This window comes from Gulosibacter sediminis (assembly GCF_014904065.1).
Lineage (GTDB): Bacteria > Actinomycetota > Actinomycetes > Actinomycetales > Microbacteriaceae > Gulosibacter > Gulosibacter sediminis.
The window spans coordinates 124725-148197 of sequence record NZ_JACXJG010000009.1 but is presented as its reverse complement, the minus strand read 5'-3'; the positions used below and the strand labels follow the sequence as shown (position 1 = coordinate 148197).

General features: G+C 66.6%; 17 protein-coding genes and 4 pseudogenes. 16 read left to right on the top strand and 5 right to left on the bottom strand.

Going from position 1 to position 23473, the window contains the following annotated elements; translation table 11 throughout:
- Positions 1-16 precede the first annotated feature (16 nt).
- The 3 genes from ID132_RS05335 to ID132_RS05325 all read left to right on the top strand — a co-directional run bounded on the left by ID132_RS05335 (position 17) and on the right by ID132_RS05325 (position 6042).
- Entirely contained in the window at positions 17-616 is a 600-nt protein-coding gene (locus ID132_RS05335; RefSeq protein ID WP_193128046.1) for a restriction endonuclease, read from the top strand.
- 2 nt (positions 617-618) lie between these two features.
- A complete protein-coding gene (locus tag ID132_RS05330) occupies positions 619-4941 on the top strand; it encodes a type ISP restriction/modification enzyme (RefSeq protein WP_193128045.1) in 4323 nt (1440 codons plus the stop codon).
- Positions 4942-5130: 189 nt separating this feature from the next.
- The gene (locus ID132_RS05325) at positions 5131-6042 is read left to right on the top strand and encodes a DNA-processing protein DprA (RefSeq protein WP_125107532.1); all 912 of its coding nucleotides are present in this window, start codon (positions 5131-5133) and stop codon (positions 6040-6042) included.
- Between the two features lie 802 nt (positions 6043-6844).
- Here ID132_RS05325 and ID132_RS05320 read toward each other — a convergent pair.
- A pseudogene (locus ID132_RS05320) lies at positions 6845-8210 on the bottom strand (aminotransferase class III-fold pyridoxal phosphate-dependent enzyme).
- A gap of 99 nt (positions 8211-8309) precedes the next feature.
- Here ID132_RS05320 and ID132_RS05315 point away from each other — a divergent pair.
- A complete protein-coding gene (locus ID132_RS05315) occupies positions 8310-9836 on the top strand; it encodes a PucR family transcriptional regulator (protein WP_193128044.1) in 1527 nt (508 codons plus the stop codon).
- 602 nt (positions 9837-10438) lie between these two features.
- Here ID132_RS05315 and ID132_RS05310 read toward each other — a convergent pair.
- Positions 10439-11939 (bottom strand): annotated as a pseudogene (locus ID132_RS05310) (CoA-acylating methylmalonate-semialdehyde dehydrogenase).
- A gap of 163 nt (positions 11940-12102) precedes the next feature.
- Between ID132_RS05310 and ID132_RS14715 the strand changes: the two are divergent.
- The 3 genes and pseudogenes from ID132_RS14715 to ID132_RS05300 form a co-directional block, all read left to right on the top strand.
- Positions 12103-12501, top strand: a pseudogene (locus ID132_RS14715) (aldehyde dehydrogenase family protein); the annotation flags it as partial.
- Between the two features lie 89 nt (positions 12502-12590).
- On the top strand, positions 12591-13598 hold the full coding sequence (locus tag ID132_RS05305) for an aldehyde dehydrogenase family protein (RefSeq protein WP_328743690.1): 1008 nt from the start codon (positions 12591-12593) through the stop codon (positions 13596-13598).
- A 16-nt stretch (positions 13599-13614) separates the two neighbouring features.
- Positions 13615-13923: an antibiotic biosynthesis monooxygenase family protein gene (locus ID132_RS05300; protein ID WP_193128043.1), complete on the top strand. Its 309-nt coding sequence runs from the start codon at positions 13615-13617 to the stop codon at positions 13921-13923.
- Positions 13924-13939: 16 nt separating this feature from the next.
- On the opposite strand, the gene ID132_RS05295 is transcribed toward ID132_RS05300, so the two are convergent.
- Complete coding sequence (locus ID132_RS05295) at positions 13940-14548, bottom strand: TetR/AcrR family transcriptional regulator (RefSeq protein WP_193128042.1); 609 nt, start codon at positions 14546-14548, stop codon at positions 13940-13942.
- Between the two features lie 112 nt (positions 14549-14660).
- Here ID132_RS05295 and ID132_RS14350 point away from each other — a divergent pair, with 112 nt between their 5' ends.
- The 3 genes from ID132_RS14350 to ID132_RS05285 all read left to right on the top strand — a co-directional run bounded on the left by ID132_RS14350 (position 14661) and on the right by ID132_RS05285 (position 16068).
- Positions 14661-15026 (top strand): MFS transporter, encoded by a 366-nt coding sequence (locus ID132_RS14350; RefSeq protein WP_193128041.1) that lies wholly within the window; start codon positions 14661-14663, stop codon positions 15024-15026.
- The gene (locus ID132_RS15175; protein WP_413229349.1) at positions 14984-15400 is read left to right on the top strand and encodes an MFS transporter; all 417 of its coding nucleotides are present in this window, start codon (positions 14984-14986) and stop codon (positions 15398-15400) included. Before ID132_RS14350 ends, ID132_RS15175 begins: the two co-directional genes overlap by 43 nt.
- Positions 15283-16068, top strand: coding sequence for an MFS transporter (locus tag ID132_RS05285; RefSeq protein WP_413229353.1), 786 nt, complete (start codon positions 15283-15285; stop codon positions 16066-16068). Before ID132_RS15175 ends, ID132_RS05285 begins: the two co-directional genes overlap by 118 nt.
- On the opposite strand, the gene ID132_RS05280 is transcribed toward ID132_RS05285, so the two are convergent.
- Positions 16065-16730, bottom strand: coding sequence for an alpha/beta fold hydrolase (locus tag ID132_RS05280; RefSeq protein ID WP_164509796.1), 666 nt, complete (start codon positions 16728-16730; stop codon positions 16065-16067). The genes ID132_RS05285 and ID132_RS05280 overlap by 4 nt on opposite strands.
- An 80-nt stretch (positions 16731-16810) precedes the next feature.
- Between ID132_RS05280 and ID132_RS05275 the strand changes: the two genes are divergently transcribed.
- Both ID132_RS05275 and ID132_RS05270 read left to right on the top strand, forming a co-directional pair.
- On the top strand, positions 16811-17722 hold the full coding sequence (locus tag ID132_RS05275) for a DMT family transporter (protein WP_193128039.1): 912 nt from the start codon (positions 16811-16813) through the stop codon (positions 17720-17722).
- A 34-nt stretch (positions 17723-17756) separates the two neighbouring features.
- On the top strand, positions 17757-19028 hold the full coding sequence (locus ID132_RS05270; RefSeq protein WP_193128038.1) for an NAD(P)/FAD-dependent oxidoreductase: 1272 nt from the start codon (positions 17757-17759) through the stop codon (positions 19026-19028).
- Here the strand turns inward: ID132_RS05270 and ID132_RS05265 are convergent.
- Positions 19025-19540 (bottom strand): VOC family protein, encoded by a 516-nt coding sequence (locus ID132_RS05265; RefSeq protein WP_193128037.1) that lies wholly within the window; start codon positions 19538-19540, stop codon positions 19025-19027. The two genes, ID132_RS05270 and ID132_RS05265, sit on opposite strands and share 4 nt — an antisense overlap.
- Before the next feature lie 151 nt (positions 19541-19691).
- Between ID132_RS05265 and ID132_RS05260 the strand changes: the two genes are divergently transcribed.
- The 4 genes and pseudogenes from ID132_RS05260 to ID132_RS13685 all read left to right on the top strand — a co-directional run bounded on the left by ID132_RS05260 (position 19692) and on the right by ID132_RS13685 (position 23333).
- Positions 19692-21881 carry an alpha-ketoacid dehydrogenase subunit alpha/beta gene (locus ID132_RS05260; protein ID WP_193128036.1) on the top strand — a complete coding sequence of 730 codons (2190 nt, stop codon included), beginning with the start codon at positions 19692-19694 and terminating at the stop codon, positions 21879-21881.
- Complete coding sequence (locus ID132_RS05255; RefSeq protein ID WP_193128035.1) at positions 21881-22225, top strand: biotin/lipoyl-containing protein; 345 nt, start codon at positions 21881-21883, stop codon at positions 22223-22225. Before ID132_RS05260 ends, ID132_RS05255 begins: the two co-directional genes overlap by 1 nt.
- A gap of 10 nt (positions 22226-22235) precedes the next feature.
- Positions 22236-22493: pseudogene (locus tag ID132_RS15170) on the top strand (E3 binding domain-containing protein); the annotation flags it as partial.
- Positions 22494-22655: 162 nt separating this feature from the next.
- Positions 22656-23333, top strand: coding sequence for a 2-oxo acid dehydrogenase subunit E2 (locus tag ID132_RS13685; protein ID WP_328743689.1), 678 nt, complete (start codon positions 22656-22658; stop codon positions 23331-23333).
- Positions 23334-23473 lie beyond the last annotated feature (140 nt).

The window sequence follows — 23473 nt, the reverse complement described above, 5'->3', positions numbered from 1 at the left end:
GAGCACAAGGAGTCTCATGGTTGAGTTCACGCCGTCGAGTGGTCACACCGAGTTCGATCGGCTGCTCGATGAATTGCGCGGGCTTGCCGATTCGAAGCGCATGCAAGGCAACTATCTTGAGGAGCTAGTGCGGCACTTCCTTGAGCAGGATGCGACGTGGGGCGCGCAGTTCGAACATGTCTGGCTCTGGAACCAGTGGCCGGGCAGGTCGGGTGCAGATATCGGCGTCGACCTTGTTGCGCAGCGGCCCGATGGCACGCTCACGGCAGTGCAGACGAAGTTCTTTGCCGAGTCACACCGCGTGAGCAAGAACGACCTCAATTCGTTTCTCGAGGTCATGGGTCGCGGTATGTTCACTGACGGCATTTGGGTCGACACGACCGCTGTCACCTGGTCGGGCCACGCGACCGAGGCACTGAAGAATCGTGACAAGCCGGTTCGTACGGTTGGGCTCGACCAGCTTCGGCACTCGAACATCGACTGGTCGACTTACGAGGTGCTCAACCCGAGCAACGCACCGAAGCAGTTCGAACGCAAACAACTGCGCGCACATCAGCATCGTGCGGTGCAGCAGGTGATGGATGCGTTCGTCGCGAGGTTGAGCGCGGCAAGATGATCATGGCCTGTGGCACAGGTAAGACATTCACGGCGCTGAAGCTCGCTGAGCGGGTGACGCGTGACCTGAGCCACGGCACCGCGAACATCCTCTTCCTCGTGCCCTCGCTCGCGTTGCTGCAGCAGACCCTCGAAGAGTGGTCGAAGGAGCACGACCCCGAGGTTGAGTTCACGGCATTCGTAGTTGGCTCAGACGAGACGATCGGGCGCCAGAAGACCGGCGACATTACGAGCGTGCGCCTCGACGAGTTGCCGGTGCCGGCCACCACCGACGGCAGGGTGCTCGCCCGCGAGTATGACCACCACGCCGCCGGCGCCGAAGGTATGACGGTGGTCTTCTCGACCTACCAGTCGATTCAGGCGGTGCACGAGGCGCAACAACTCGGGCTCGAACGCTTCGACCTCGTCATTTGCGACGAGGCCCATCGCACCACCGGGGTCACGCTCACCGACGAGGACGAATCGGCGTTCGTGCGTGTGCACGACAACGACTACATCGATGCCGAGCGACGCGTGTACATGACCGCGACACCGCGCATCTTTAACGACAATGTGAAGAACACGGCCCGCGAGAAAGACGCCGAGCTGGTATCGATGGACGACACAGAGCTCTACGGCGAGGAGCTCTACCGCTTGTCGTTCGGCCAGGCTGTCGAGCAGAACTTGCTGACCGATTACAAGGTGATTGTGCTCGGGGTCGCCGAAGACCAGATTGCGACGTCGTTCCAGGCGCAGCTTGCCGACACCACTTATGAGCTGCCGATCACCGATGTTGCGAAGCTCGTCGGTTGTTGGAATGGTATGGCGAAGCGACAGTCTGGCGAGCTCGCCGATGGCTTTGGTGGCGACACCGCGCCGATGCGCCGCGCGGTCGCGTTCGCGAAAGACATTAAGGCGTCGACGCGCATCGCGAACGAGTTCCAGTCGCTCGTCGAAGATCACCTATCCGACATCGACAATGACGACCCGACCGACGACCTCACGGTACAGGTGCTGCACGTCGACGGCACAATGCGGTCGGTAGAACGCCAGGAACGACTCGACTGGCTGAAGGAGGACGTCAAGACCGACCGACAGGGGCGACCGATCGCACGCGTGCTCACGAACGCGCGCTGTCTCAGCGAGGGCGTCGATGTGCCGAGCCTCGACGCGGTGCTGTTCCTGAGCCCGCGCAAGTCGCAGGTCGACGTCGTGCAGGCAGTTGGCCGCGTCATGCGTCGCGCCGAGGGCAAGCAGTTCGGCTACATCATTCTGCCGATCGCGATTCCGGCCGGGGTGACGCCCGAGCAGGCGCTGGGCGAGAACGAGCGCTACAAGGTGGTCTGGCAGGTGCTGCAGGCCCTGCGCGCACACGATGAGCGGCTCGATGCGGCGATCAACCAGATGCCGATCAGCGGCAAGGCGCCAGAGACGATCGTCGTGCAGACAATTGATCTGACCCCGAAGCCGCGTCAGGGTGCCGAGAACACGATCGGCGAGCACGCGAGCGAAGACAGCGGTGATGATGCGGGCGGCGCTACCGTGTGCGCACCGAGCAACGGGCTCACTACGCTGCCCGGTCTCGGTGGCGCGTGCGACGCGGCATGGAAGGACTCGGTCTATGCGAAGCTCGTCAAGCAGGTCGGCGACCGCATGTACTGGGATGACTGGGCGCACGACATCAACGAGATTGCTGGGCGCTTCATCACGCTCATCACTGCCCACCTCGATGCGCCCGAGACCGACCCGCGACCCTTCCAGAGGTTCGTGAAGGCCCTGACCCAAACCGTCAACCCCGAAGTCGAACGCGACGAGGCGATCGAGATGCTCGCCCAGCACATGATCACTCGTCCGATCTTCGACGCGATGTTCCCCGAAAGCGAGTTCTCAGCCGAGAACCCGGTCTCGCGGGCACTCGATAAGGTGATTGCGCAGTTCAGCGAGAATGACGCCTTCGCGAAAGAACTCGTGCCACTCGAGGCGTTTTATGCGAAGGTCACGAGCCGAATCCGCGGGCTCGACAATGTGTCGGCGAAGCAGCAGATGCTCGTGACGCTCTACGACCGGTTCTTCTCGCAGGCGTTCCCGAAGCTGCGCGACCGCATGGGCATCGTGTTTACGCCGGTCGAGGTGGTCGATTACATTCTGCGTTCGGCCGACGTGCTCGCGCGCAGCGTGTTCGGTAAATCACTTTCGGACGAGGGCGTGACCGTGCTCGACCCATTCACGGGCACCGGCACGTTCCTGACGCGCCTGCTGCAGATCGGGCTGATTCGGCCCGAAGACCTCGAGTGCAAGTACCGGCACGAGTTGTTCGCGAACGAAATTGTGTTGTTGAGCTACTACATCGCGGCGGTGAACATCGAAGCCGTGTTCCGGCAGGTGTTGGCCGACGCGGGGGTCGAACCCGAGGGCGACGTCGGGTTCCCGGGGATCTCGCTCGTCGACACGTTCGCGATGTACGACCGCGAGAACCGGGTCGCGGGCGATGTGTTCCCCGCAAACTCGAAGCGCATCGCGGGGCAGCTCGACTCGTCGATCAACGTGATCGTGATGAACCCGCCGTACTCAGTCGGGCAGTCGAGCGCGAACGACAATAACCAGAATGCGAAGTATCCGGGCGTGGATGGGCGCATTCGCGCGACGTACGCCGCGAAGTCGACCGCACAGAATAAGAACGGACTCTACGACTCGTATTACCGAGCACTTCGGTGGGCGACCGACCGCATCACCGGCCAACGCGACGACAGCGATGGTCGCGGCATCGTCGCTTTCGTCTCGAATAGCGGCTTTGTCGACGGCAACACCGCCGACGGCGTGCGGCTCACCTGGGCCGACGAGTTCGACGACATCTTCGTATTCAACCTGCGAGGCAACCAGCGAACGCAGGGAGAGTTGTCGCGAAAGGAAGGCGGCAAGGTATTCGGCTCGGGCAGTCGCACGGGAGTCGCGATCACGCTTCTCGTGAAGTCAAGCAACAGTTCTGAGCCCGCCCGGGTGCACTACTGCGACATTGGCGACTACCTCACCCGCGAAGAGAAGCTGCAGCGCCTCGTTGACGATGGGAGCGTCGAGCGCACCACGTTCACCGAGATCACGCCGAACGAACAGGGCGACTGGATCAACCAGCGCGACGAACGGTTCACGACGTTCCAGGCAATTGGGTCGAAGATGGCCGGATCAGTCTTCGATGTCGCTTCAGCTGGTCTGAAGACCAATAGAGACGCGTGGTGCTACAACTACTCGCGCAGTGCTGTCGAGTCGAACATGGCTCGAATGATTGCCAATTACAACCGCTTTGTTTCAGGCGACACATCAGTTGATTCTGCAGCGCAGATCAACTGGAACCGAAGCTTAAGGTCAGACGCTCGGCGCCAGCGCCTGCATGAGTATCGACCAGATGCCGTGCGACTCGGTACGTACCGACCATTTACACGCCAGTGGGTCTACTTCGACCGTCCCATGAACGACATGATCTATCAGCTCCCCCGACTCTGGCCGACACCGGCTCATGAGAACGTGGCGATCCTGATCAACTCCGACTCCCGTAAGGAATCGGGTGGTTTCATGGTTGAACTTCTGCCTGACCTGCACACGACTGGTGACTCGCAAGTCTTCGCCCGCTACACCTGGGAACCAGTCAGTGCCGATGACGGTGGCTTCAACCTCGACCTGCTCGGCGCATCCGACGAAGCCGTGGAGGTCGACGGCTACCGTCGGGTCGACAACATCACCGACGAGACGCTCGCTGCCTACCGTTCGGCGTACGCCGACGAAGCGCCGGAGCTGTCTAAGGACGACATCTTCTACTACGTCTACGCGCTGCTGCACCATGGCGAGTACCGCGAACGGTACGAGGCCGACCTCAAGAAGCTGTTGCCGCACATCCCGCGTTGCCGCGGCTTCGCGGAGTATGTGCGCATCGGTCGCAAACTTGCCGAACTGCACTTGGACTATGAAAACGTGCCGGCGTGGGACGGGCTCGAGTCGGAGCTTGCCGTCTCGACGCCCGACGACCCCTACGAGTTGTACCGAATCAAGAAGTTGTCGTGGACGAAGCGTACGAGCCGCGCCGGGCTAAAGTACAACGACTACCTCACGATCACCGGCATTCCCGAAGCCGCGAACGACTACAAGATCGGCGGCCGCAGCCCGCTCGAGTGGATCATCGATCGCTACCAGGTCAAGCAGGACAAGGCCTCGGGCATCGTGAACGATCCGAACGACTGGCTACGCGAACACGAGAATCCGCGCTACGTAGTCGACCTCATCGCCTCGCTTGTGACCGTCTCAATGCGCACGCAAGAGCTCGTTCGCGCACTCCCAACGTTCGACGTCATCGAGTAGCCTTGAGCCAATCGTTCAGCCCGCCCAGTTGTCTGGAGTGGGCTGGATTTCATTCCACTACGGTGGGATACGCAACTGGCGCTCACCAGGCTGGTGACGCATCTGGTGTCAGTGGCTTCGGTTACCGTTGCGGGAAGACGGCATCTAGGTGGGGCGCTCGTGCAGACCTTGGAGAGGCGGCGTTGACCTGTGGGGACGAACACTTACGAGAATGAAGCAGCTGCGCTTCTTGCCCTCTTGCGTTCGCGCCCGAAGGGGCGCAGCTGGGGTTCGATTGCGTTCGAAGTTGCAGCCGAAGGAAGCGCGCTCGCCATCCTGCGAGAAGAAGATGACGCGCTTATCCCGAACCCTGCGGTCGATGCAGAGCTGAGCACAAGCGCTGCAGACCTAGCTGCATGGTCCGCAGCGGGCTACCGGCTCACTACGGTTCTCGACTCGGACTACCCCCGGCGCCTTCGGGATATTCGCGAGATGCCGCCCTTCCTATTCTATGAGGGGGATCTCCGAGCGGATGACGATGGGATGTCAGTTGTCGGCTCCCGCGCCATCACCGAGCGCGGTCGAGCCTTCGCTCAGGCCACCGCAGAGTTCTTGGTCAGCGAAGGCTTGACGGTAATCGCAGGCCTGGCCGAAGGAATCGACACCGCGGCGCACCGCGCGGCTCTGGACGCCGGCGGACGTACGGTTGCCTTCATCGGCACCGGGATTTCACGACGTTATCCGGCGAAGAACGCGGCCCTGCAAGAGGAAATTGCTCAGCGAGGCTTGGTGCTCTCGCAGTTTTACCCGGACGCCCCGCCGACGAAGAGTAGTTTTCCGATGCGAAATGCCTCTATGTCCGGCTATGGACTGGCGACGATCGTGATCGAGGCGGGCGAACACTCCGGTACGCGCATCCAGGCTCGTCTCGCCGGCGAGCATGGGCGCCCGGTTATCCTCACGAGCGACGTAGTGGAGTCCACCCAGTGGGGTCGCGCTCTCGCAGCTGCCCCTCACGTCTCCGTGGTGAGTAACCTCGCCGAAATGCAGGACGCAGTGCGGAGTATCCGATCAGCCCCAGATCGTCTCAATAACGCGCTCGGCGCACTGCTCGCCTCATGAGCCGTGACCTGCCTGAGAACGTCCAGGCGGTCGCTGACCAGTTGGAGCTGACGGCCGGTAGTTATCTTCAAAGCACGATTCGTGATCCGGGGCATACCTGCGACGTCTGCGGTAGTCCAGTGAGCTCGTCATACGCGCGATGTGTTCATTGCACAAAGCACGCGGAGAGTGGCCACCCACTCGCCGACAGAGTAGGGTCCCTGATCTACGCGAGCAAGCCGGACTCGCAGTCCTATCTCCTGGTGCGGAACTATAAGACGCTAGCTGCAGGACCGAGCATCAAGCTCCAGATGGCGGCCCTGTTGGCGCTGGGGCTCAAGGGACACACTCAGTGCTTGTCCGCTCTTGTTGGCGCCGGCGTCCAGGGCTGGGCAGTAGTTCCCTCCACGCGGGGGCGTGCTGTGCTTCACGACCTCGTCCAACGGATAGCTCGTGCTGGCGCACGAGAGATCCACATTGACTTCACCGGGTCTTCGCGATCCGACCGAGCGCTGCATCCAGAATTCTGGAAGGTGGATACATCAGCTGAGGTCCCTGATCATGTGCTTCTTGTCGATGACTCCTGGGTAACAGGTTCGCATGCGCAAGGAGTGGCCAGCGCGCTGAAGACTGCAGGAGTCTCGCAAGTCTCCATCTTTACCGTCGCGAATGTCCTTGATAGCAACTGGGACGCGAACCGTCGTTTCATCAAGAGTCACTTAGCGCCCCCATCATTCGACAAGTCCCGATGTCCCTGGACCGGATCGGACTGCCCATAACACTTCGGGGCGCGAGCTCATGATTAACGGCAGCACGAGCAGAACTAGCTGACAGCCTCGCTGCGCAGCACCTCGGCGACGACGTCGAGGCCACGGTTCAGATCCTCGGACGAGATTGTGCACGGCGGCACGATGTGGATGCGGTTATCGCTCGTGAACGGAATCACGCCACGCGCGACGAGCGCTGCCTTGACGCGGCCCATGTACTCGGCCGCGACGGGGGTGCGCGCCGCCGCGTCCGACACGAGCTCGATCGCCCAGAACACGCCGGTGCCGCGCACCTCGCCGATCACGTCGAGCTCCTTGGCGAGCTCGCGCAGGCGCGGGCCGATCACGTCGGTGCCGAGCTCGCGGGCGTGCTCGACGACGCCCTCGTCGGTCATCGTCTCGATGGTTGCCACCGCGGCCGCGGTCGCGAGCGGGTGGCCCGAGTAGGTGAGGCCGCCGGGGAACACGCGCTCGTCGAACGCCGCCGCGATCTCCTTCGAGATGATGACGCCGCCGAGGGGTACGTAGCCCGAGTTGACGCCCTTCGCGAAGGTGATGAGGTCGGGCGTGATGCCCTGGGCCTGAAACGCGAACCATTCGCCGGCGCGGCCGAAGCCGGCCATGACCTCGTCGGCGATGAGCACGATGCCGTAGCGGTCGGCGAGCTCGCGCACGCCCTGCAGGTAGCCCGCCGGCGGCACCATGATGCCGGCGGTGCCGGGGANCGACTCGAGCAGAATCGCGGCGATCGTGGTCGGGCCCTCGTGGCGAATCACCGAGTCGAGGTGCTGCAGGGCGCGCTCGCACTCCTGCTCCTCGGTCTCGGCCCAGAACTCGCTGCGGTAGAGGTAGGGGCCGAAGAAGTGCACGTGGCCGGTGGCGTACTCGTTCGGCTGGCGGCGCCAGTCGCCGGTCGCGACGATCGCGGCGCCGGTGTTGCCGTGGTATGAGCGGTAGCGCGAGAGCACCTTGTCGCGGCCGGTCACCTGGCGGGCGAGGCGAATCGCGTTCTCGTTTGCGTCGGCGCCGCCGTTCGTGAAGAAGACGCGGTCCATGTTTTCGGGGGCGTGCTCGAGGANTGAGCTCGGCCGCCCGCGCGCGAGTCTGGTTCGCGTGCGCCGGCGCGATCGTGAGCAGCTCATCCGCCTGCTGCTTAATCGCCTCGACGACGCGCGGGTGCTGGTGCCCGAGGTTCGTGAACACGAGCTGGCTCGAGAGGTCGAGGTACTCGTTGCCCTCAAAGTCGACCACCGTCGAGCCGTGCGCGGTCTTGATCGGCAGCGGGGCGAGCTTGCCCTGGGCCGACCAGGAGTGGAACACGTGCGAGGTGTCGTACTTGGCGACCTCGGCGTTGCTCAGGCTGGTGAGGGTGGTGTCGGTCACGTCGGCTCCTTTGACGGTGGGGTGGTCTGCTCCCAGCATTGTGCCCCCGCTGCCTGGTGGCGAGTGCCGTTCTGTCGAACATGACGGATGCTCGTAGACAGATCCGCACCGTGCGTCGGCTACGCTGGCGGGGTGGTGATGACGCTGCGAACACTCCTGGCCCACTCCGCGCTTGGCCTGCGCCTGGCCCGGCCGCTCGAGGTACGCGACGAACAGCTCGACGAGAGGGTGTCGTGGGCGCACTCGTCGAACCTCGAGCATCCCTCGCCCTGGCTCGAGGCGGGGCAGCTGCTGCTCACCGACGGCACGCAGTTCGGCCGCCAGCACGACGCGGCCGCCGAGACCGAGTACGCGCGCGAGTACGTGCGGCGCCTGCGCGACGCGGGCATCGTCGGGCTGGGCTTCGCAGTGAACGTCGCGCACGCCCGCGTGCCGGCCGAGGTCATCGACGCGAGCCTCGAGCACGAGCTCCCGCTGTTCATCGTGCCCTCGTCGACCCCGTTCATCCGCATCTCGCGTACCGTCGCCGACGCGATCGCTGCCGAGCGCAACGAGCGCCTCGAGTGGTCGAACCGGGCGCAGCGCGCGATCGCTCGCGCGACCCTGCGACCCGACGGCCTCGCCGCCACCCTGCGCGAGCTCTCGGCGCAGCTCGACAGCTGGGTCGCGCTCTACGACGCACTCGGCCGGCGCGTGCAGGTGCAGCTGGGGCGCCCCGTGCCGCCCGAACTCGAGGCCGAGCTCGCGGATGCCGTGGCAGGCCAGCTGCGCGGCCGCCGGCGCGCCGCGGCCCGCCTCGCCTCAGCCGAGCACAGCGTGACGCTGCACACGATCGGCCAGCCCGACCGCTTGCGCGGTGTGCTGGCGATTGGCTCGGGCGCGCCGCTCGACGCCGCAGGCGCGCAGCTGCTCGCGAGCGTCGTCGGCATCGCCTCGATTGCGATCGAGCAGTCGCGCGTGCTCGACAGTGCGCGCCGCAGCCTGCGCACCGGCGTCGCCGAGCTCTATCTCGCCGGCGCGACGGCCGCGGCGGGCGACGCGCTGCGCGACCTTGGTACCTGGGTGCCGGTGGGCCGCGTGCGGGTCATCGTCGCCCGTGGCGTAACCGAGTGGACGCGCGTGCTCGACGAACTCGAGTTGCTCGCAGCAGCCAACGACCTCACGTTCGCGCGCCACCGTGACGAGCTGCTGCTCGTCGTGCCCGCCGACGCCGAGCTGCCCGAGCCGCTCGCCCGCGAGGAACTCACGGCCGGCGTCTCCACCGCGGTCGACGTTGCCGACATCGCGCAGGGCTACCAGGATGCGCGGCACGCCCTGCAGCGCGCGGCCCGCGCCGGCGAGGTCGTCGAGTTCGACAAGCTCGCCGAGCACGGGCTGCTCGCCTGGCTCGATGCCGAGCAGGGGCGGCTGCTCGCGGCCCGGATGCTCGCGGAGCTGCGCGATCGCGACGACGCCGATGAGCTGCTCGCCGCCCTGCGCGCCTGGTTCGCCCACAATTGCGCGTGGGATCCGGCGGCACGCGAGCTCGGCATCCACCGCCACACCCTGCGGGCGCGAGTCGCGGCCGCGGCCGCCGCCACGGGCTACGACCTCGAGGACTTCTCGGCCCGCGCGCAGCTCTGGCTGGCGCTGCAGCTGGCGGGCCCTACGCCTACAGCTGGGTGAGGGCCCATGACGCGTCGCGGAGCCACCGGTTGCCCTGGGCGTCGGTGAAAGTGACGCTTTGGACCGGCTCTTTACCGTTCCTCGGCACCTCATAGGCAGGCGCGGACGGACTCGTCGGGCAGAGGTTGCCCCACTTGTACTTTCGTCGTCCCAGACCTCGTACGGGCCGGGCGGTAGCTGGCGCAGCCTGATGGGGGTCAGCTCGGTGCCGTCGAGCTTGCGAACTTTGGCCTTCACTTCGAAGACCGTGGCGGTCGAACCGTTCTCGAAGTGGAAGCCGTACTTCGTGGTTGGGCCAGACGGATCCTTCACTCCCCACACTGAGATCAGGGACGCCTGGTGCCGGGTCTCTAAGGTGTGACGCTCTTTCTCGCGAGTGAGTTCGATGTTGAGCTGCTCCGACGCACTCTGCGCCTGGCTTTGCGCCGATCTCCATGCCGTGAACGCGAAGATTCCGGCGATGAACGCGGCGAGAACCGCGACCCATTCCGCGACTGAACCGAGCTCCATGACTGTCTCCCCAACAGTTGCTGTGCTCCGGTCAGGAATACGTCTATCGGAAGCGGGAAANCCGTAAATTCGACTCACTTTGGGTGGTGTCCCTAGTCGTTCTTGGGGAAGCCGAGGTTGATGCCGCCGTGGCTCGGGTCGAGCCAGCGAGTCGTGATCGCCTTCTGGCGGGTGAAGAAGCGCACTCCCTCGGCGCCGTGAGCCTTGGTGTCGCCGAACAGCGACTCCTTCCAGCCGCCGAACGAGTAGGTCGCGATCGGCACGGGAATCGGCACGTTGACACCGATCATGCCGACCTCGATCTCGCGCTGGAAGCGGCGGGCCGCGCCACCGTCGTTCGTGAACACGGCGGTGCCGTTGCCAAACGCACCGTTATTGATGAGGTCGACGCCCTCGTCGAACGAGGCGACGCGCACGATGGAGAGCACTGGGCCGAAGATCTCCTCGGTGTAGACGCGCGAGCTCGTGGGTACCTTGTCGATGAGCGTCGGGCCGAGCCAGAAGCCGCCGGCCTCGCCATCGACCTCGATGCCGCGGCCGTCGACAACGACGTCGGCGCCATCCTCGAGTGCGACATCGATGTAGCCGGCGACCTTGTCGCGGTGCGCCTGCGTCACGAGCGGGCCCATGTCGCAGCCGCGACGGCCATCGCCCACGCGCAGCTTGCCCATGCGTTCGGTGATCTTCTCGATGAGCTCGTCGGCGACGGGCTCGACCGCGACGACGACCGAGATCGCCATGCAGCGCTCGCCCGCCGAGCCGAAGCCGGCATTGATTGCCGAGTCGGCGANCGAGGTCGAGGTCGGCGTCGGGCAGCACGAGCATGTGGTTCTTGGCGCCGCCGAGCGCCTGCACGCGCTTGCCGTGGGCGGTGCCGGTCTCGTAGACGTAGCGCGCGATCGGGGTCGAGCCGACGAATGAGACGGCGTCGACCTGCGGGTGCGTGAGCAGGCCGTCAACCGCAACCTTGTCGCCGTTCAGTACGGTGAAGACGCCGTCGGGCAGGCCGGCCTCCTGCCAGAGCTTCGCGATCCAGATCGCCGCTGAAGGATCCTTCTCGGAGGGCTTGAGGATCACGGCGTTACCCGCGGCGATGGCGATGGGGAAGAACCACATCGGCACCATGGCGGGGAAGTTGAAGGGCGAGATGATCGCCGCGACACCGACCGGCTGGTGCACCGAGTGGATGTCGAAGCCGGTCGAAATCTGCTCGGAAAAGTGGCCGCGCAGGTGTGCGGTGATGCCGCATGCGTACTCGACGACCTCCTGGCCGCGCGAGATCTCGCCGAGAGCATCGTCGAGTACCTTGCCGTGCTCGGCGGTGATGATCTCGGCGAGCTCGCCCTTGCGTGAGTCGAGCAGCTCGCGGAACTTGAAGATGATCGAAGTGCGCTTCGCGAGCGACACGTCGCGCCACGAGTGGTAGGCCTCGTGCGCGCTCTTCACGGCGACGTCCACGTCGGTCTGCTCCGCGAGCACGACGCGCTTCGTCTCTTCGCCGAGCGCCGGGTCGAACACGGGGGCGGTGCGGCTGCCTTCGGGGGTGACTTCCTTGCCACCGATCCAGTGCGGAACAACCGGGAGGTTCGTCATGAGAGTCCTTTCATCGGGTCTGTCATGGACGCTACGGGGGCCCGTGCTCCGGCAAACTGTCGGCATTGTCGAATCTCGTGGCTCCAGTTGCCAGATTGTCATGACCGCGCCGGAATCGATCTGGTGAGATAGGGGTACCGAAGCTTTGAAAGAGTGATACGAGATGTCCAAGATCGCTGAATTGACCTGGCAGCAGCCACTCAACTGGATCGATGGCGAGTACGTGACCGGCGCCGGCGAGCGCCGCGTCGAGGTGCGCGACCCCGCCCTCGACGAGGTGATTGTCGAGCAGGCCGAGGCCTCGGCTGAGCAGGTGGATGCGGCGGTCGCGGCCGCGCGTCGCGCCTTCGCCGACTGGTCGCGCCGCACGCCGGGCGAGCGCAGCGACCTCATGCACGCCTGGGTGCGCGACCTGCGCGAGCACGAGGGCGAGCTCGCGCGCTGGGAGTCGCGCCAGTGTGGCAAGCCGTTCAAACTCACGACACTCTTCGACGTGGCCGGCTCGATCGACAACGTCGCCTTCTACGCGGGCGCCGCCCGCCAGCTCGAGGGCAAGGCGCAGGCCGAGTACTCGGCCGACCACACCTCGTCGATCCGCCGCGAGGCGATCGGCGTCGTCGGCTCGNCGCGCCGTGGAACTACCCGCTGCAGATGGCGGCCTGGAAGATCCTGCCCGCCGTCGCGGCAGGCAACACGATCGTGCTCAAGCCCGCCGAGATCACCCCGCTCACCTCCCTGCTGTTTGCCGAGTCGGCGGCCCGAGCGGGCATCCCCGCCGGAGTCATCAACATCGTCACCGGCGGCGGCCGCTCGGTCGGCACGCACCTCACGACGCACCCCGAGGTGAACATGGTGTCGTTCACCGGCTCGACCGAGGTCGGCCGCTCGATTGCGTCGACGATCCCCGGCAAGCGCCTCCACCTCGAGCTCGGCGGAAAGGCCCCGTTCGTCGTGTTTGACGACGCCGACCTCGACGCCGCCGCGAACGGCGCGGTCGCCGCCTCGTGCATCAACACCGGCCAGGACTGCACCGCCGCGACTCGCGCCTACGTACACGAGTCGGTCATCGACGAGTTCGTCGCGAAGACCGCCGCCGTCATCGACACGGTCAAGCTCGGCACCCCCGACGACGAGCAGACCGACCTCGGCCCGCTCTCGTCGCGCGGCCACCAGCAGAAGGTCGCCGCGATGGTCGAGCGGGCGGTGGATGCTGGCGCCACGGTCGTGCGCGGCGGTCACGTGCCCGAGGCTGCCGGCTACTTTTATGAGCCGACGCTGATCACTGGTGCGGCCCAGGATTCCGAAATCGTGCAGGACGAGGTCTTCGGCCCCGTGCTCGTGGTGCTGCCGTTCTCAAGCGACGACGAGGCGATCGACCTCGCGAACGACACGCCCTACGGCCTCGCCGCATCCGCCTGGACGAGCAACGTCTACCGCGCGAACCGCGCCTCGCGCGAGATCGACGCGGGCTGCGTGTGGATCAACGACCACATTCCGATCATCTCCGAGATGCCCCACGGCGGCTACAAGGCCTCGGGCTACGGCAAGGACATGTCGGCGTACTCGCTCGAGGAGTACACGAACGTGAAGCACGTGATTCAGGACATCACCGCGGTGGCGAAGAAGGACTGGCACCGCATCATTTTTGCGGGGGAGTAGGGCTAGGCTTCGGGGCATGCCTATCGTGAAGATCAATGCCATTGACGTGCCGGAGCAGGCGGGCCCCGAACTCGAGCGCCGCTTCGCCGAGCGCGCCGGCACCGTCGAGACGTCGCCGGGATTCCGCGGCTTCAAGCTGCTGCGCCCGACCGCCGGCGAGACGCGCTACTTCGTCGTGACCGAGTGGGAAGACGAGGAGTCGTTCGTCGCGTGGCGCGACGGGGATGCTCGTGCCGCGCACTCGGGCGAGCACGGCAAGCCCGTTGCGAGCGGTGCGAACCTGCTTGAGTTCGAGGTCGTCCTCGACGTCGAGCCCACTCCGTAGGCCCACCCTGCAGTAGTTACTGCACGATCTCGCGCAGCATGGCGCAGTGCTCGCGGTAGTTGTCGAGGGGCGTGATCGTTTCGCCCGCCTCGTACCGCTGCCCGAGCGCCTCCCAGCTCGTGTGCCAGGTCGTCATGGCGAGGTCGGTGATGATGAGCGTCACCGACCTCTTCAGTGAGGGGCAGTGCTCGAGCACGATCGCCTGCAGCACCTTCGACGTGCGCTGCAATTGCCCGGCCGCCTCCTCGAGAATGGAGGGCTCGCTCGCGAAGAGCAGTGCCACCCGGGTTGAGTCTTGACTTTGCTCGGCAGATTCGCGGATCTCTGCCTCGAGCATCCCCTCAATCTGCTGCAACACGTCGCTCGGCGACCCGTCGGTGGGGGTGAACTGCTCGATGCGCCGGTGAAAGTTGAGCTGGCCGGGGATTCCGGCGTGCTCTTTGTTGTCGAAGTACCGGAAGAACGTGCGGGCCGAGATGCCCGCTGCTTCGGCGATCTCGGCGACCGTCGTGGCCTCGACGCCCTGTCGCTCGAACAGCACCATTGCTGCCCGGTGAATCTCGTCGCTCGTTTGCGCGCGACGGCGATCGTTGAGCGAGCGTCCGTCGTTGGCCATGGTCGTCATTTTGTCACGCTCCGGTTTGCGGGGTGTTTCGAAAATTTCTCTCTTGGCATATTACGTCAGAGTGTCACAGTGTGCCATACTTGGTCGTTCGCAAAAATGAGAGGGCGACAACATGACGCAGACGCTGACGCAGCCACGCACACTTTCGACGGGCAAACTCGTCGCCATCATCGGCACGCTCGCGGTCGCGGCGTTCGTTATGATCCTCAACGAGACGGTGCTCACCGTCGCGCTGCCGTCGCTCATGGCCGACTTCTCGATCTCGTCGCTCACCGCCGGCTGGTTCACCACGGGCTTCCTGCTCACCATGGCCATCTGCATTCCGCTCACCGGCTACCTGATGCAGCGGTTCAGTACGAAGATGCTCTTCCTCGTCGCCATTGTGCTCTTCGGNTCGGCACGCTCGTCGCGGCGCTCGCGACGAACTTCGAGACGATGCTCGTCGCCCGCGTCGTGCAGGCGCTCGGCACCGCGGTGATCATGCCGCTGCTCATGACCACCACCCTGCAGCTCGTGCCGGCCGAGCACCGCGGCTCGATCATGGGCCTCAACACCGTCGTCATCTCGGTCGCCCCGGCGGTCGGCCCCACCCTCGCGGGCCTCGTCATCGACGCCTTCACCTGGCACGCCCTGTTCTGGGGCATGGCGGTGTTCGCCCTGCNGCGCTCATCGGCGGCGGCATCGCGCTGCCGGCCGGTAAGGGCCAGCCCGCCGGTCGCCTCGACGCCGTGTCGATCCTGCTCTCGGTCGTCGGCTTCGGCAGCTTCGTCTACGGCGTCTCGGGCATCTCTGAGATCGGCGAGGGAGACTTCGTGCCGGTCGTCGCCCTCGTCGTCGGTCTCGCCGCGCTGAGCGTCTTCGCGGTGCGGCAGCAGTCGCTCGTGCGCCGGCAGGCGGCGCCGCTGCTCAACCTCGCCCCGCTCAAGGACGGCACGTTCGTGCGCAGCCTGCTCATTATCGGCATCACCTTCGGCGCGATGCTTGGCACGGTCGTCGTGCTGCCGGTCTACCTCGAGAACGGGCTCGGCCTGAGCACCGCGGCAGTCGGCCTCTCGCTGCTGCCGGGCGGTCTCACACAGGCGATCATCGCGCCGATCGCCGGCCGCATCTACGACCGCAAGGGCCCCGCCGTGCTTGTGATTCCCGGCGCGCTCTTGCTCACCGCCGGGCAGTGGGGCCTCGCTACCGTCGGCGCCAGCACCGAGGCGTGGTTCGTCATCCTCTGCCACTGCGTCTTCAGCGCGGGCATGGCCCTCATCATCTCGGCGCTGCTGACGCACTCGCTCGGCTCGCTGCCGCGCGACATGTACGGCCACGGTTCGGCGATCCTCAACACGTGGCAGCAACTCGCCGGCGCCATCGGCACGGCGCTGTTCCTCACCGCGTTCGGTATCGCACAGACTGCTTTCGGCGACGTGGCTGACGCGGGCCGCTACCCCTTCATCATCGGCGGCGTACTCACGCTGATCACGGTCGGGCTCGCGGTGACGATCCGCAAGCACCCCGAGGCGACGGCCTAGAGCGACTCGACCCAACCGCTCACCGCGGCGGCGAAGCGCTGCGGGTTCGTCTCGTTCCAGAGATGGCCCTCGCCGGGCACAATCTGCAGCTGCGCATCCTGCATCGACTCGACGACCTCACCCGAGCCCTTGTGGTTCGCGCGGTCGTTGCCGCCGACGAGTACGAGGGCGGGGCACTGGATGCGATAAAGCTCAGGCCGCAGGTCGAGGCCCGACATGCCGTCGAGCACCGACAGTAGGTCCTGCTTCGTAATGCCCGAGCCACCCTCCTCGATCGTCGGGCCCGCGAGGTAGCGCTCGGGCAGGGCGCTCGAGATCGTGCGCTGCATCTTCAGCAGCGCCCGGGGCGAGCGCGCGAACGGCGCGGAGAGCACGAGGCCCTTCACCAGCCCGGGCTCGAGCGCGGCGGCGCGGATCGCGATGAGCGCCCCCACCGAGATGCCGACGAGCACGCCCTCCTCGTCGGTGCGGTCGGCGAGATCGTCGAGCACCCACCGCGCGGCCGCATCGAGCGAGAACCCCTCGGGCGCCGGCGCGCTGATGCCGGGGATGGTCTGGGCCACCGCGTCGATGGATTCGGGCAGCTGCGCCATCACCGGATCCCAAACTCGCGGCGACTGCGGACCGGCATGGATGAATTCAACGCAGGTAGGTGAGGTCATGCATTCCATTCTTCACGGACGCACCCGAAGAGTAGGCTCACACAGTGAGCGAATTGACAACCCCGCGAAGAATCGTGTTCATGTTGACCGCTGTGGTTGTTGGAATCTGCAGTGCGACCCAGGCTCGCGTCAACGGCTCGCTCGGCGCCTCGGTCGCTTCGGGCGTGCACGCCGCGACGATTTCGTTCCTCGTCGGCCTCATCGTGCTCATCCTCATCACCCTGTGCGTGCCGAGCGCACGCCGGGGTCTCTTCGCGGTCGTCAAGGCCGTGCGTACCCGCAAGCTGCCCTGGTACGGCCTGGGCGGTGGAGTGCTCGGCGCGGTGTTCGTGCTCGCGCAGGGTGTCTCGGTGCCGACCCTTGGCGTCGCGATGTTCATGACCTCGATGGTGCTTGGGCAGCTACTCGGCTCGCTGCTCGTCGATGCCACCGGGTTTCTCGGTGCCCCGAAACGCGGCATCTCGCTGTTCCGCGTGCTCGGCGCGATCCTGACCGCCATCGCGGTCGTCGCGATCGGCCTCGGCACCGAGCTCACGGCCGCGAAGATTCCGCTGCTCGTGCTCGGCGTCTTCGCCGGCGCCTGCATCTCGCTGCAGATGGCCGTCACCGGCCTCGTCAACGTGCACTCGGGCGAGGCGGTCGCGCCCGGCCTCGTGAACTTCTTCGTCGGCACGGTCGTGCTCGCGATCGCCGCCGTCCTCGCGCAGGCGGTGGGCTGGGTGCAGCTCGCACCGCTGCCGGGCGCCGACGAGTGGTACCTCTACGTTGGCGGCGCGCTCGGCGTGCTCTACCTCATCGTCGTCGCCGCGGTCGTGCGGCACCTCGGCGTCTTCCTGCTCACACTCTCGGTCGTCGCGGGCCAGCTCATCGGCGCCCTGCTGTTCGACCTCGCGGCCGGCCACGTCAGCATCCTCGTGCTCATCGGCGTGCCGCTCGCGTTCCTCGGTATCGTGGTGGCCAATCTCAGCACGGTGCGCCGACCGGGGAACTAGCCCAGCGCATCCCCGAACCGGAAAGGTGACGAAGATGACTCGGCACGTGGTGGTCGTCGGTGGCGGGCTCATCGGGCTCTGCACGAGCTACTGGCTGCTGCGGGCCGGGCATCGCGTGACGATCGTCGAGCGCAGCCACCTCGGCGCCGGCGCCGCGACCGGCAACGCGGGCGAGCTCACGCCGCAGATGGTCGCGCCGCTCGCCTCGAGCAACACGGCGCGCGACATCGTTTCGGGGCTGTTCTCGACGAACTCGTACCTCTCTATTGCACCGCTCAAGCTGCCGCAGCTCGCGGGGTTCGGCCTCGGCTTTCTCGCCTCGTCGCTGCCGCAGCAGCGCGCGAAGGGCGACGCCGCGCTCGCGCAGTTCCTGCCGCACATGCTGCCGAGCCTCGAGGCGATGGCGGCCGACGGCGTCGACACGTCGGGCGGCGGCTCCGGCTACCTCATGACCGCGCGCGACGAGCCCACGCTGCTCGCGGCCCACGCGCTCTACGCCGACCGCGCCGCGCGCGGCTGGGCCGAGGCGCCGAGCGAGCCGCTCTCGGGCGCCGCGTTGCGGGCCGCCGAGCCCGCGCTCACGCCCGAAACCGAGTACGGCTTCATGCTGCCCGGCGAGTTCTCGCTCGACCCGGTGACCTTCGTCGCGAGCCTGATCTCGCGGGTCGAGGCACTCGGGGCCGAGGTGCGCACGGGTCTCGAGGCCGTGCGGCTCGGCTCGGGTGCATCCGTCGTCTGCCGGGATGAGGATGCGCGCGAGGTCGAGGTGCGCGGCGATCGCGTCGTGCTCGCCTCGGGTGCCTGGACCACCGGGCTGCTGCGCCGCTCGGGCATCTTCTGCGCCGCATCCGTCACTGCGGGCAAGGGCTACAGCTTCACGGTGCCGGTCGAGCAGATGCCGGCGACGCTCGTGCACTCGATGGACCTGCACTGCGTCGCGATTCCGATGCACGGCCGCCTGCGCATCGTCGGCATGATGGAGTTCGACGGCATGCCCGAGCGCACGAACGCCGACCGCTTCGACGTGCTCGCCGGCTTCGCTTCGCAGGTGATCGCGGGCGCCGACTGGGGCGCGCGCACCGACGAGTGGATGGGCCCGCGCCCGATGACCTCGGACGGCCTGCCGCTGCTCGGCCGGCTGCCGGGGCGCGACGAGGTGATCGTCGCCGCGGGGCACAACATGCACGGGCTCTCGCTCGGGCCGCTGACCGGGCAGATTGTGACTGACCTGGTGGATGGGCGCGAGCCGGGCGTCGACGGGTGGCGGTTCGACCTCGGGCCGTTTGCGGTGCGTCGGCTGCTCTAGTTGGCCGGGTGCCAGAGCTTGACCGCGGCGTCGCGCTCGTAGGCCTTGCCGCCGGGGAAGCTGACGAGCTCGAACTGCATGCCCCACGGGCTGCGGAAGTAGACCCAGCGCTGTCCGGCGGCGGCCTCGGCGCTCGCGACGGGCTCGCCCATGACCTCGATGTTTTCGGCGCGCAGGTAGGCGACGGCGGCGTCGAGGTCGTCGACGTAGATCGCGAGATGGTGGCCGCCGATGTCGCTGTTGCTCGGCTGCGGGCGCTGGCCGTCGGCGGCGTCATACTTGAACAGCTCGATGTTGCTGCCGTTGCCGAGGCGAATGAAGCGGATCTCTTCGATCGCGGTGCGCGGGTGCACGCCGATCTGCCGCTGCATCCAGTCGTCGTCGGCGCGCTTGCCGCCGAGCGTGTAGATGAGCGTGCCGCCGAGGATGCGGACGAAGAAGTCCTCTGCCTCGTCGAGATCGGGCACGGTGATGCCGATGTGGTCGGTGCCGTGCATGCCAGGAAGCGCCATTGGTAGTCCTTTCTGGATCCAACTCTAGCGAGATTGGCGGCAAAAGAGTGCAAATTCGACCGAATTGACCAGCATTGCGCCCCGATTGGATTCAATCTAGGGTGGTGGTGTTACACGCAACCCGGCAAACCGCCGATCAATGGAGATACTGATGCCGCGTCGTCGCCAATTAGAAACTAACGTCCCGTGGGTGCAGCTCAGCACCACCGCGGCTGACTGGAAGCGGGCCGACCCCAAACTGCTCGGCACGATGCTGAGCCAGCTGCACCTCATCCGCGCCTTTGAAGAGAAGGTGCTCGAGCTCGCTGGCGAGGGACTCGTGCACGGCCCCGCGCACTCGAGCATTGGCCAGGAGGGCGGCGCGGTCGGCTCGATCGTCGGCATGCGCTCGGCGGATGGGGTGAGCGGCTCGCACCGCGGGCACCACCAGTTTCTCGCGAAGGCCCTGACCCACGTTTCGGGCGGGCAGATCGACCCGCGGGCGCTCGTGTCGGCGGATGTGCGCACCGTGCTGCAGCGCACGCTCGCCGAGATTCTCGGGCTGGCGCAGGGGTACTGTCGCGGCCGCGGTGGCTCGATGCACCTGCAGTGGTTCGAGGCGGGCGCGCTCGGCACGAACGCGATCGTCGGCGGCGGCGCCCCGTTCGCCGCGGGCAACGCGTTCGCGCAGAAGCGTGCGGGCACGAGCGACGTCACCGTGAACTACTTTGGCGACGGCGCGAGCCAGATCGGCTCGATCCTCGAGTCGATGAACCTCGCCGCCGCATGGGAGCTGCCGGTTGGGTTCTTCATCGAAAACAACCTCTACGGGGTCTCGACGCACGTGTCGGAGATCACGAAGGACACCCGGCTGTCGATCCGCGGCCAGGGCTTCTCGGTGCCCGGCTGGCGCGTCGACGGCATGGATCCGCTCGCCGTGCACCTCGCGATGGAGGAGGCGATCGAGCACATGCGCGCCGGCAACGGCCCCGTCGTGGTCGAGGCCGAGGTCTACCGCTTCTTCCACCAGAACGGCCCGTACCCGGGCAGCGCCTTCGGCTATCGCAGCAAGGACGAGGAGCGCGAGTGGCGCGAGCGCGACCCGCTGACGAAGGTCGCGAGCGAGATGGTCGCGCTTGGCCTCATCACCGACGCCGAGGTTGCGCAGGTGCGCGCGGATGCGCAGGCGGCGATGAACGACGTGGCGGCCGAGTTGATCGAAGCCCACCCCGACAAGGCTGGCCGCAACCGCATCCGCCCCGAACTCTGGCCCGAGACCGACTTTGTGAACGTCGGCGTGCGCGGCGACGCGAGCGAGCTCGACGGGCTGACCGTCGCCGAACCCGCAGCGCATGCTGGCGAGTGGCGCGACGTGAAGTTCGTCGACGCCGTCGCGCAGACCATGGAGCGTCGAATGGAGCAGGACGAGCGCATCGTCGTGCTCGGCGAAGACGTGCACCGGCTCAGCGGCGGAACGAACGGCGCGACGAAGGGGCTCGCGAAGCGCTGGCCTGAGCGCGTGCTCGGCACCCCGATCTCCGAGAACGCGTTCGCTGGCCTTGGCGGCGGCGCCGCGCTCGATGGACGGCTGCGCCCCGTCGTCGAGTTCATGTACCCCGACTTCATGTGGGTCGCTGCCGACCAGGTGTTTAACCAGATCGGCAAGGCGCGGCACATGTTCGGCGGCGACTCGTCGATGCCGCTCGTGCTGCGCACCAAGGTCGCGATGGGCTCGGGCTATGGCTCGCAGCACCTCATGGACCCGGCGGGTATCTTTGCGACCTCGCCCGGGTGGCGCATCGTGGCGCCGTCGAACGCCGCCGATTACGTCGGCCTCATGAACGCCGCGCTCGCGCTCGAGGATCCGGTGCTCGTCATCGAACACGTTGACCTGTATGCGAAGTCCGACCGGGTACCCGAGGGTGACCTCGACTATGTGTTGCCGCCGGGCCGCGCCGCCGTGCGCCGAGCGGGCGAGGACGTGACCGTCATTAGTTACCTCTCGATGGTCGATCACTCGCTCGAGGCGATCGAGCAGACTGGCATCGACGGCGAGCTCATCGACCTGCGCTGGCTCGACCGCGCCTCGATCGACTGGGACACCATCGGCGAGAGCGTGCGCAAGACCAACGCCGTGCTGATTGTTGAGCAGGGCAGCGAGGGCACCTCGTACGGCGGCTGGCTTGCCGACGAGATTCAGCGCCGGTTCTTTGACTACCTCGACCAGCCCGTGCAGCGCGTCACTGGCCAGGAAGCGAGCCCGAGCATCTCGAAGGTGCTCGAGCGTGCCGCGATCGCGCGAACCGAAGAGGTCGTCGCTGGCCTCGAACGCGTGTGCGCGGGATTCGGAGGGACGAACTAATGCCTGTGCTCATCCGCATGCCCGAGATTTCCGCCGGCACCGAGTCGGCCGCGATTGCCGGCTGGATGGTGTCGGTCGGCGACACGCTCGCCCCCGGCGACCCGATCGCCGACATCGAGACCGACAAGGCCACCATCGAGTACGCCGTCGAAGAGGGCGGCACCGTCGCGGGCTTTCTCGCCGAGATCGGCGACACCGTGGATGTTGGTACCCCCATCGCCGTGTTGGCGGGCGACGGCGAGTNCGGCGGATGCGCTCGCGGCGGCTGGCAGTGCTGGCGCGGCTGGCGCGCAGGCCGACGTGGCGAGTTCCGGGACCGCCGGTCCTGGCGCCGGCGCAGGTAACCCTGCGGCTATGCACGTACACGCCGGGGCTTCTGCTGACGGCTCGGCGATTGACACCGCAGTTCCACCAGTTGCCACAGCACCTGCGGCACCTGCGGCATCTGCGGCACCAGCGGCTTCGTGTGCGACGGGAACAAGCTGCTCGACGGGCGACGCATCGCGAGGAGGGACGGCTGCGGTAGACGCCGAACCGGGCGACCACATCCGTCGGTTCGCGAGCCCGATCGCGCGTCGTCTCGCACGCGAACGCGGTCTCGACATCGCAGCGCTTACCGGCACTGGCCCTGGCGGCCGAATTGTTCGGCGCGACGTGGAAGGGGCGCTAGCTTCGGCTCAGGCGCCAGCGGCCGAAGCTCCTGTTGCGACTAGTTCTGCGGCAACTGCGCCGGCACCAGCACCTGCGCCCGCGCCCGAGCCCGAGCGCGAGGGCGTGACGCGCATCCCACACACCGGCATGCGGCGTGCGATTGCGCGGCGGCTTACCGAGAGCAAGACGACGGTGCCGCACTATTACCTCAAGGCCGACGTGCGGGTCGATGCGCTGCTCGAGCTGCGCAAGCACGTGAATGCCGCGAACACCGAGACGAAGATTTCGGTGAACGACTTCATCATGAAGGCGGTCGCGGGGGCACTCGTCGAGGTTCCGGAGGCGAATGCGATCTGGACCGACGACGCGACCGAGCGCTTCGACTCGGTCGACATCGCCGTGGCGGTCTCGATCGATGCAGGCCTGCTCACGCCCGTCGTGCGCGGCGTCGAGCAGCTGAGCATCAGCGCGTTGAGCGCGACGATCCGCGAGCTCGCGGGGCGTGCGCGCGACGGCAAGCTGCGACAGCACGAGCTCGAGGGCGGCAGCTTCTCGGTGTCGAACCTCGGCATGTATGGGGTCGAGGAGTTCGCGGCGATCATCAACCCGCCGCACTCGGGCATCCTCGCCGTGGGCACCGCCTCGCCGCGCCCCGTGGTGACCGACTCCGGAATCGAGTCGGCCACCGTCATGACCGTCACCCTCTCGGCCGACCACCGCGTTATGGATGGTGCCCTCGCCGCCACCTGGCTCGCCGCCTTCAAGCGCCGAGTCGAGAACCCGCTGACGCTGCTCGTATAGGCCGTCGGCACGCCATACCCGCCCACGGACTCCATCTGCGTCCGTGGGCGGGTTTGGCGTTGGCTTGCTGCAGTGCTCGTCTGCTCAGCCAGCGGTCCTCGCCCATGTCGGTAGGCAGAGTTCTCCCCTATCAGAAGGGT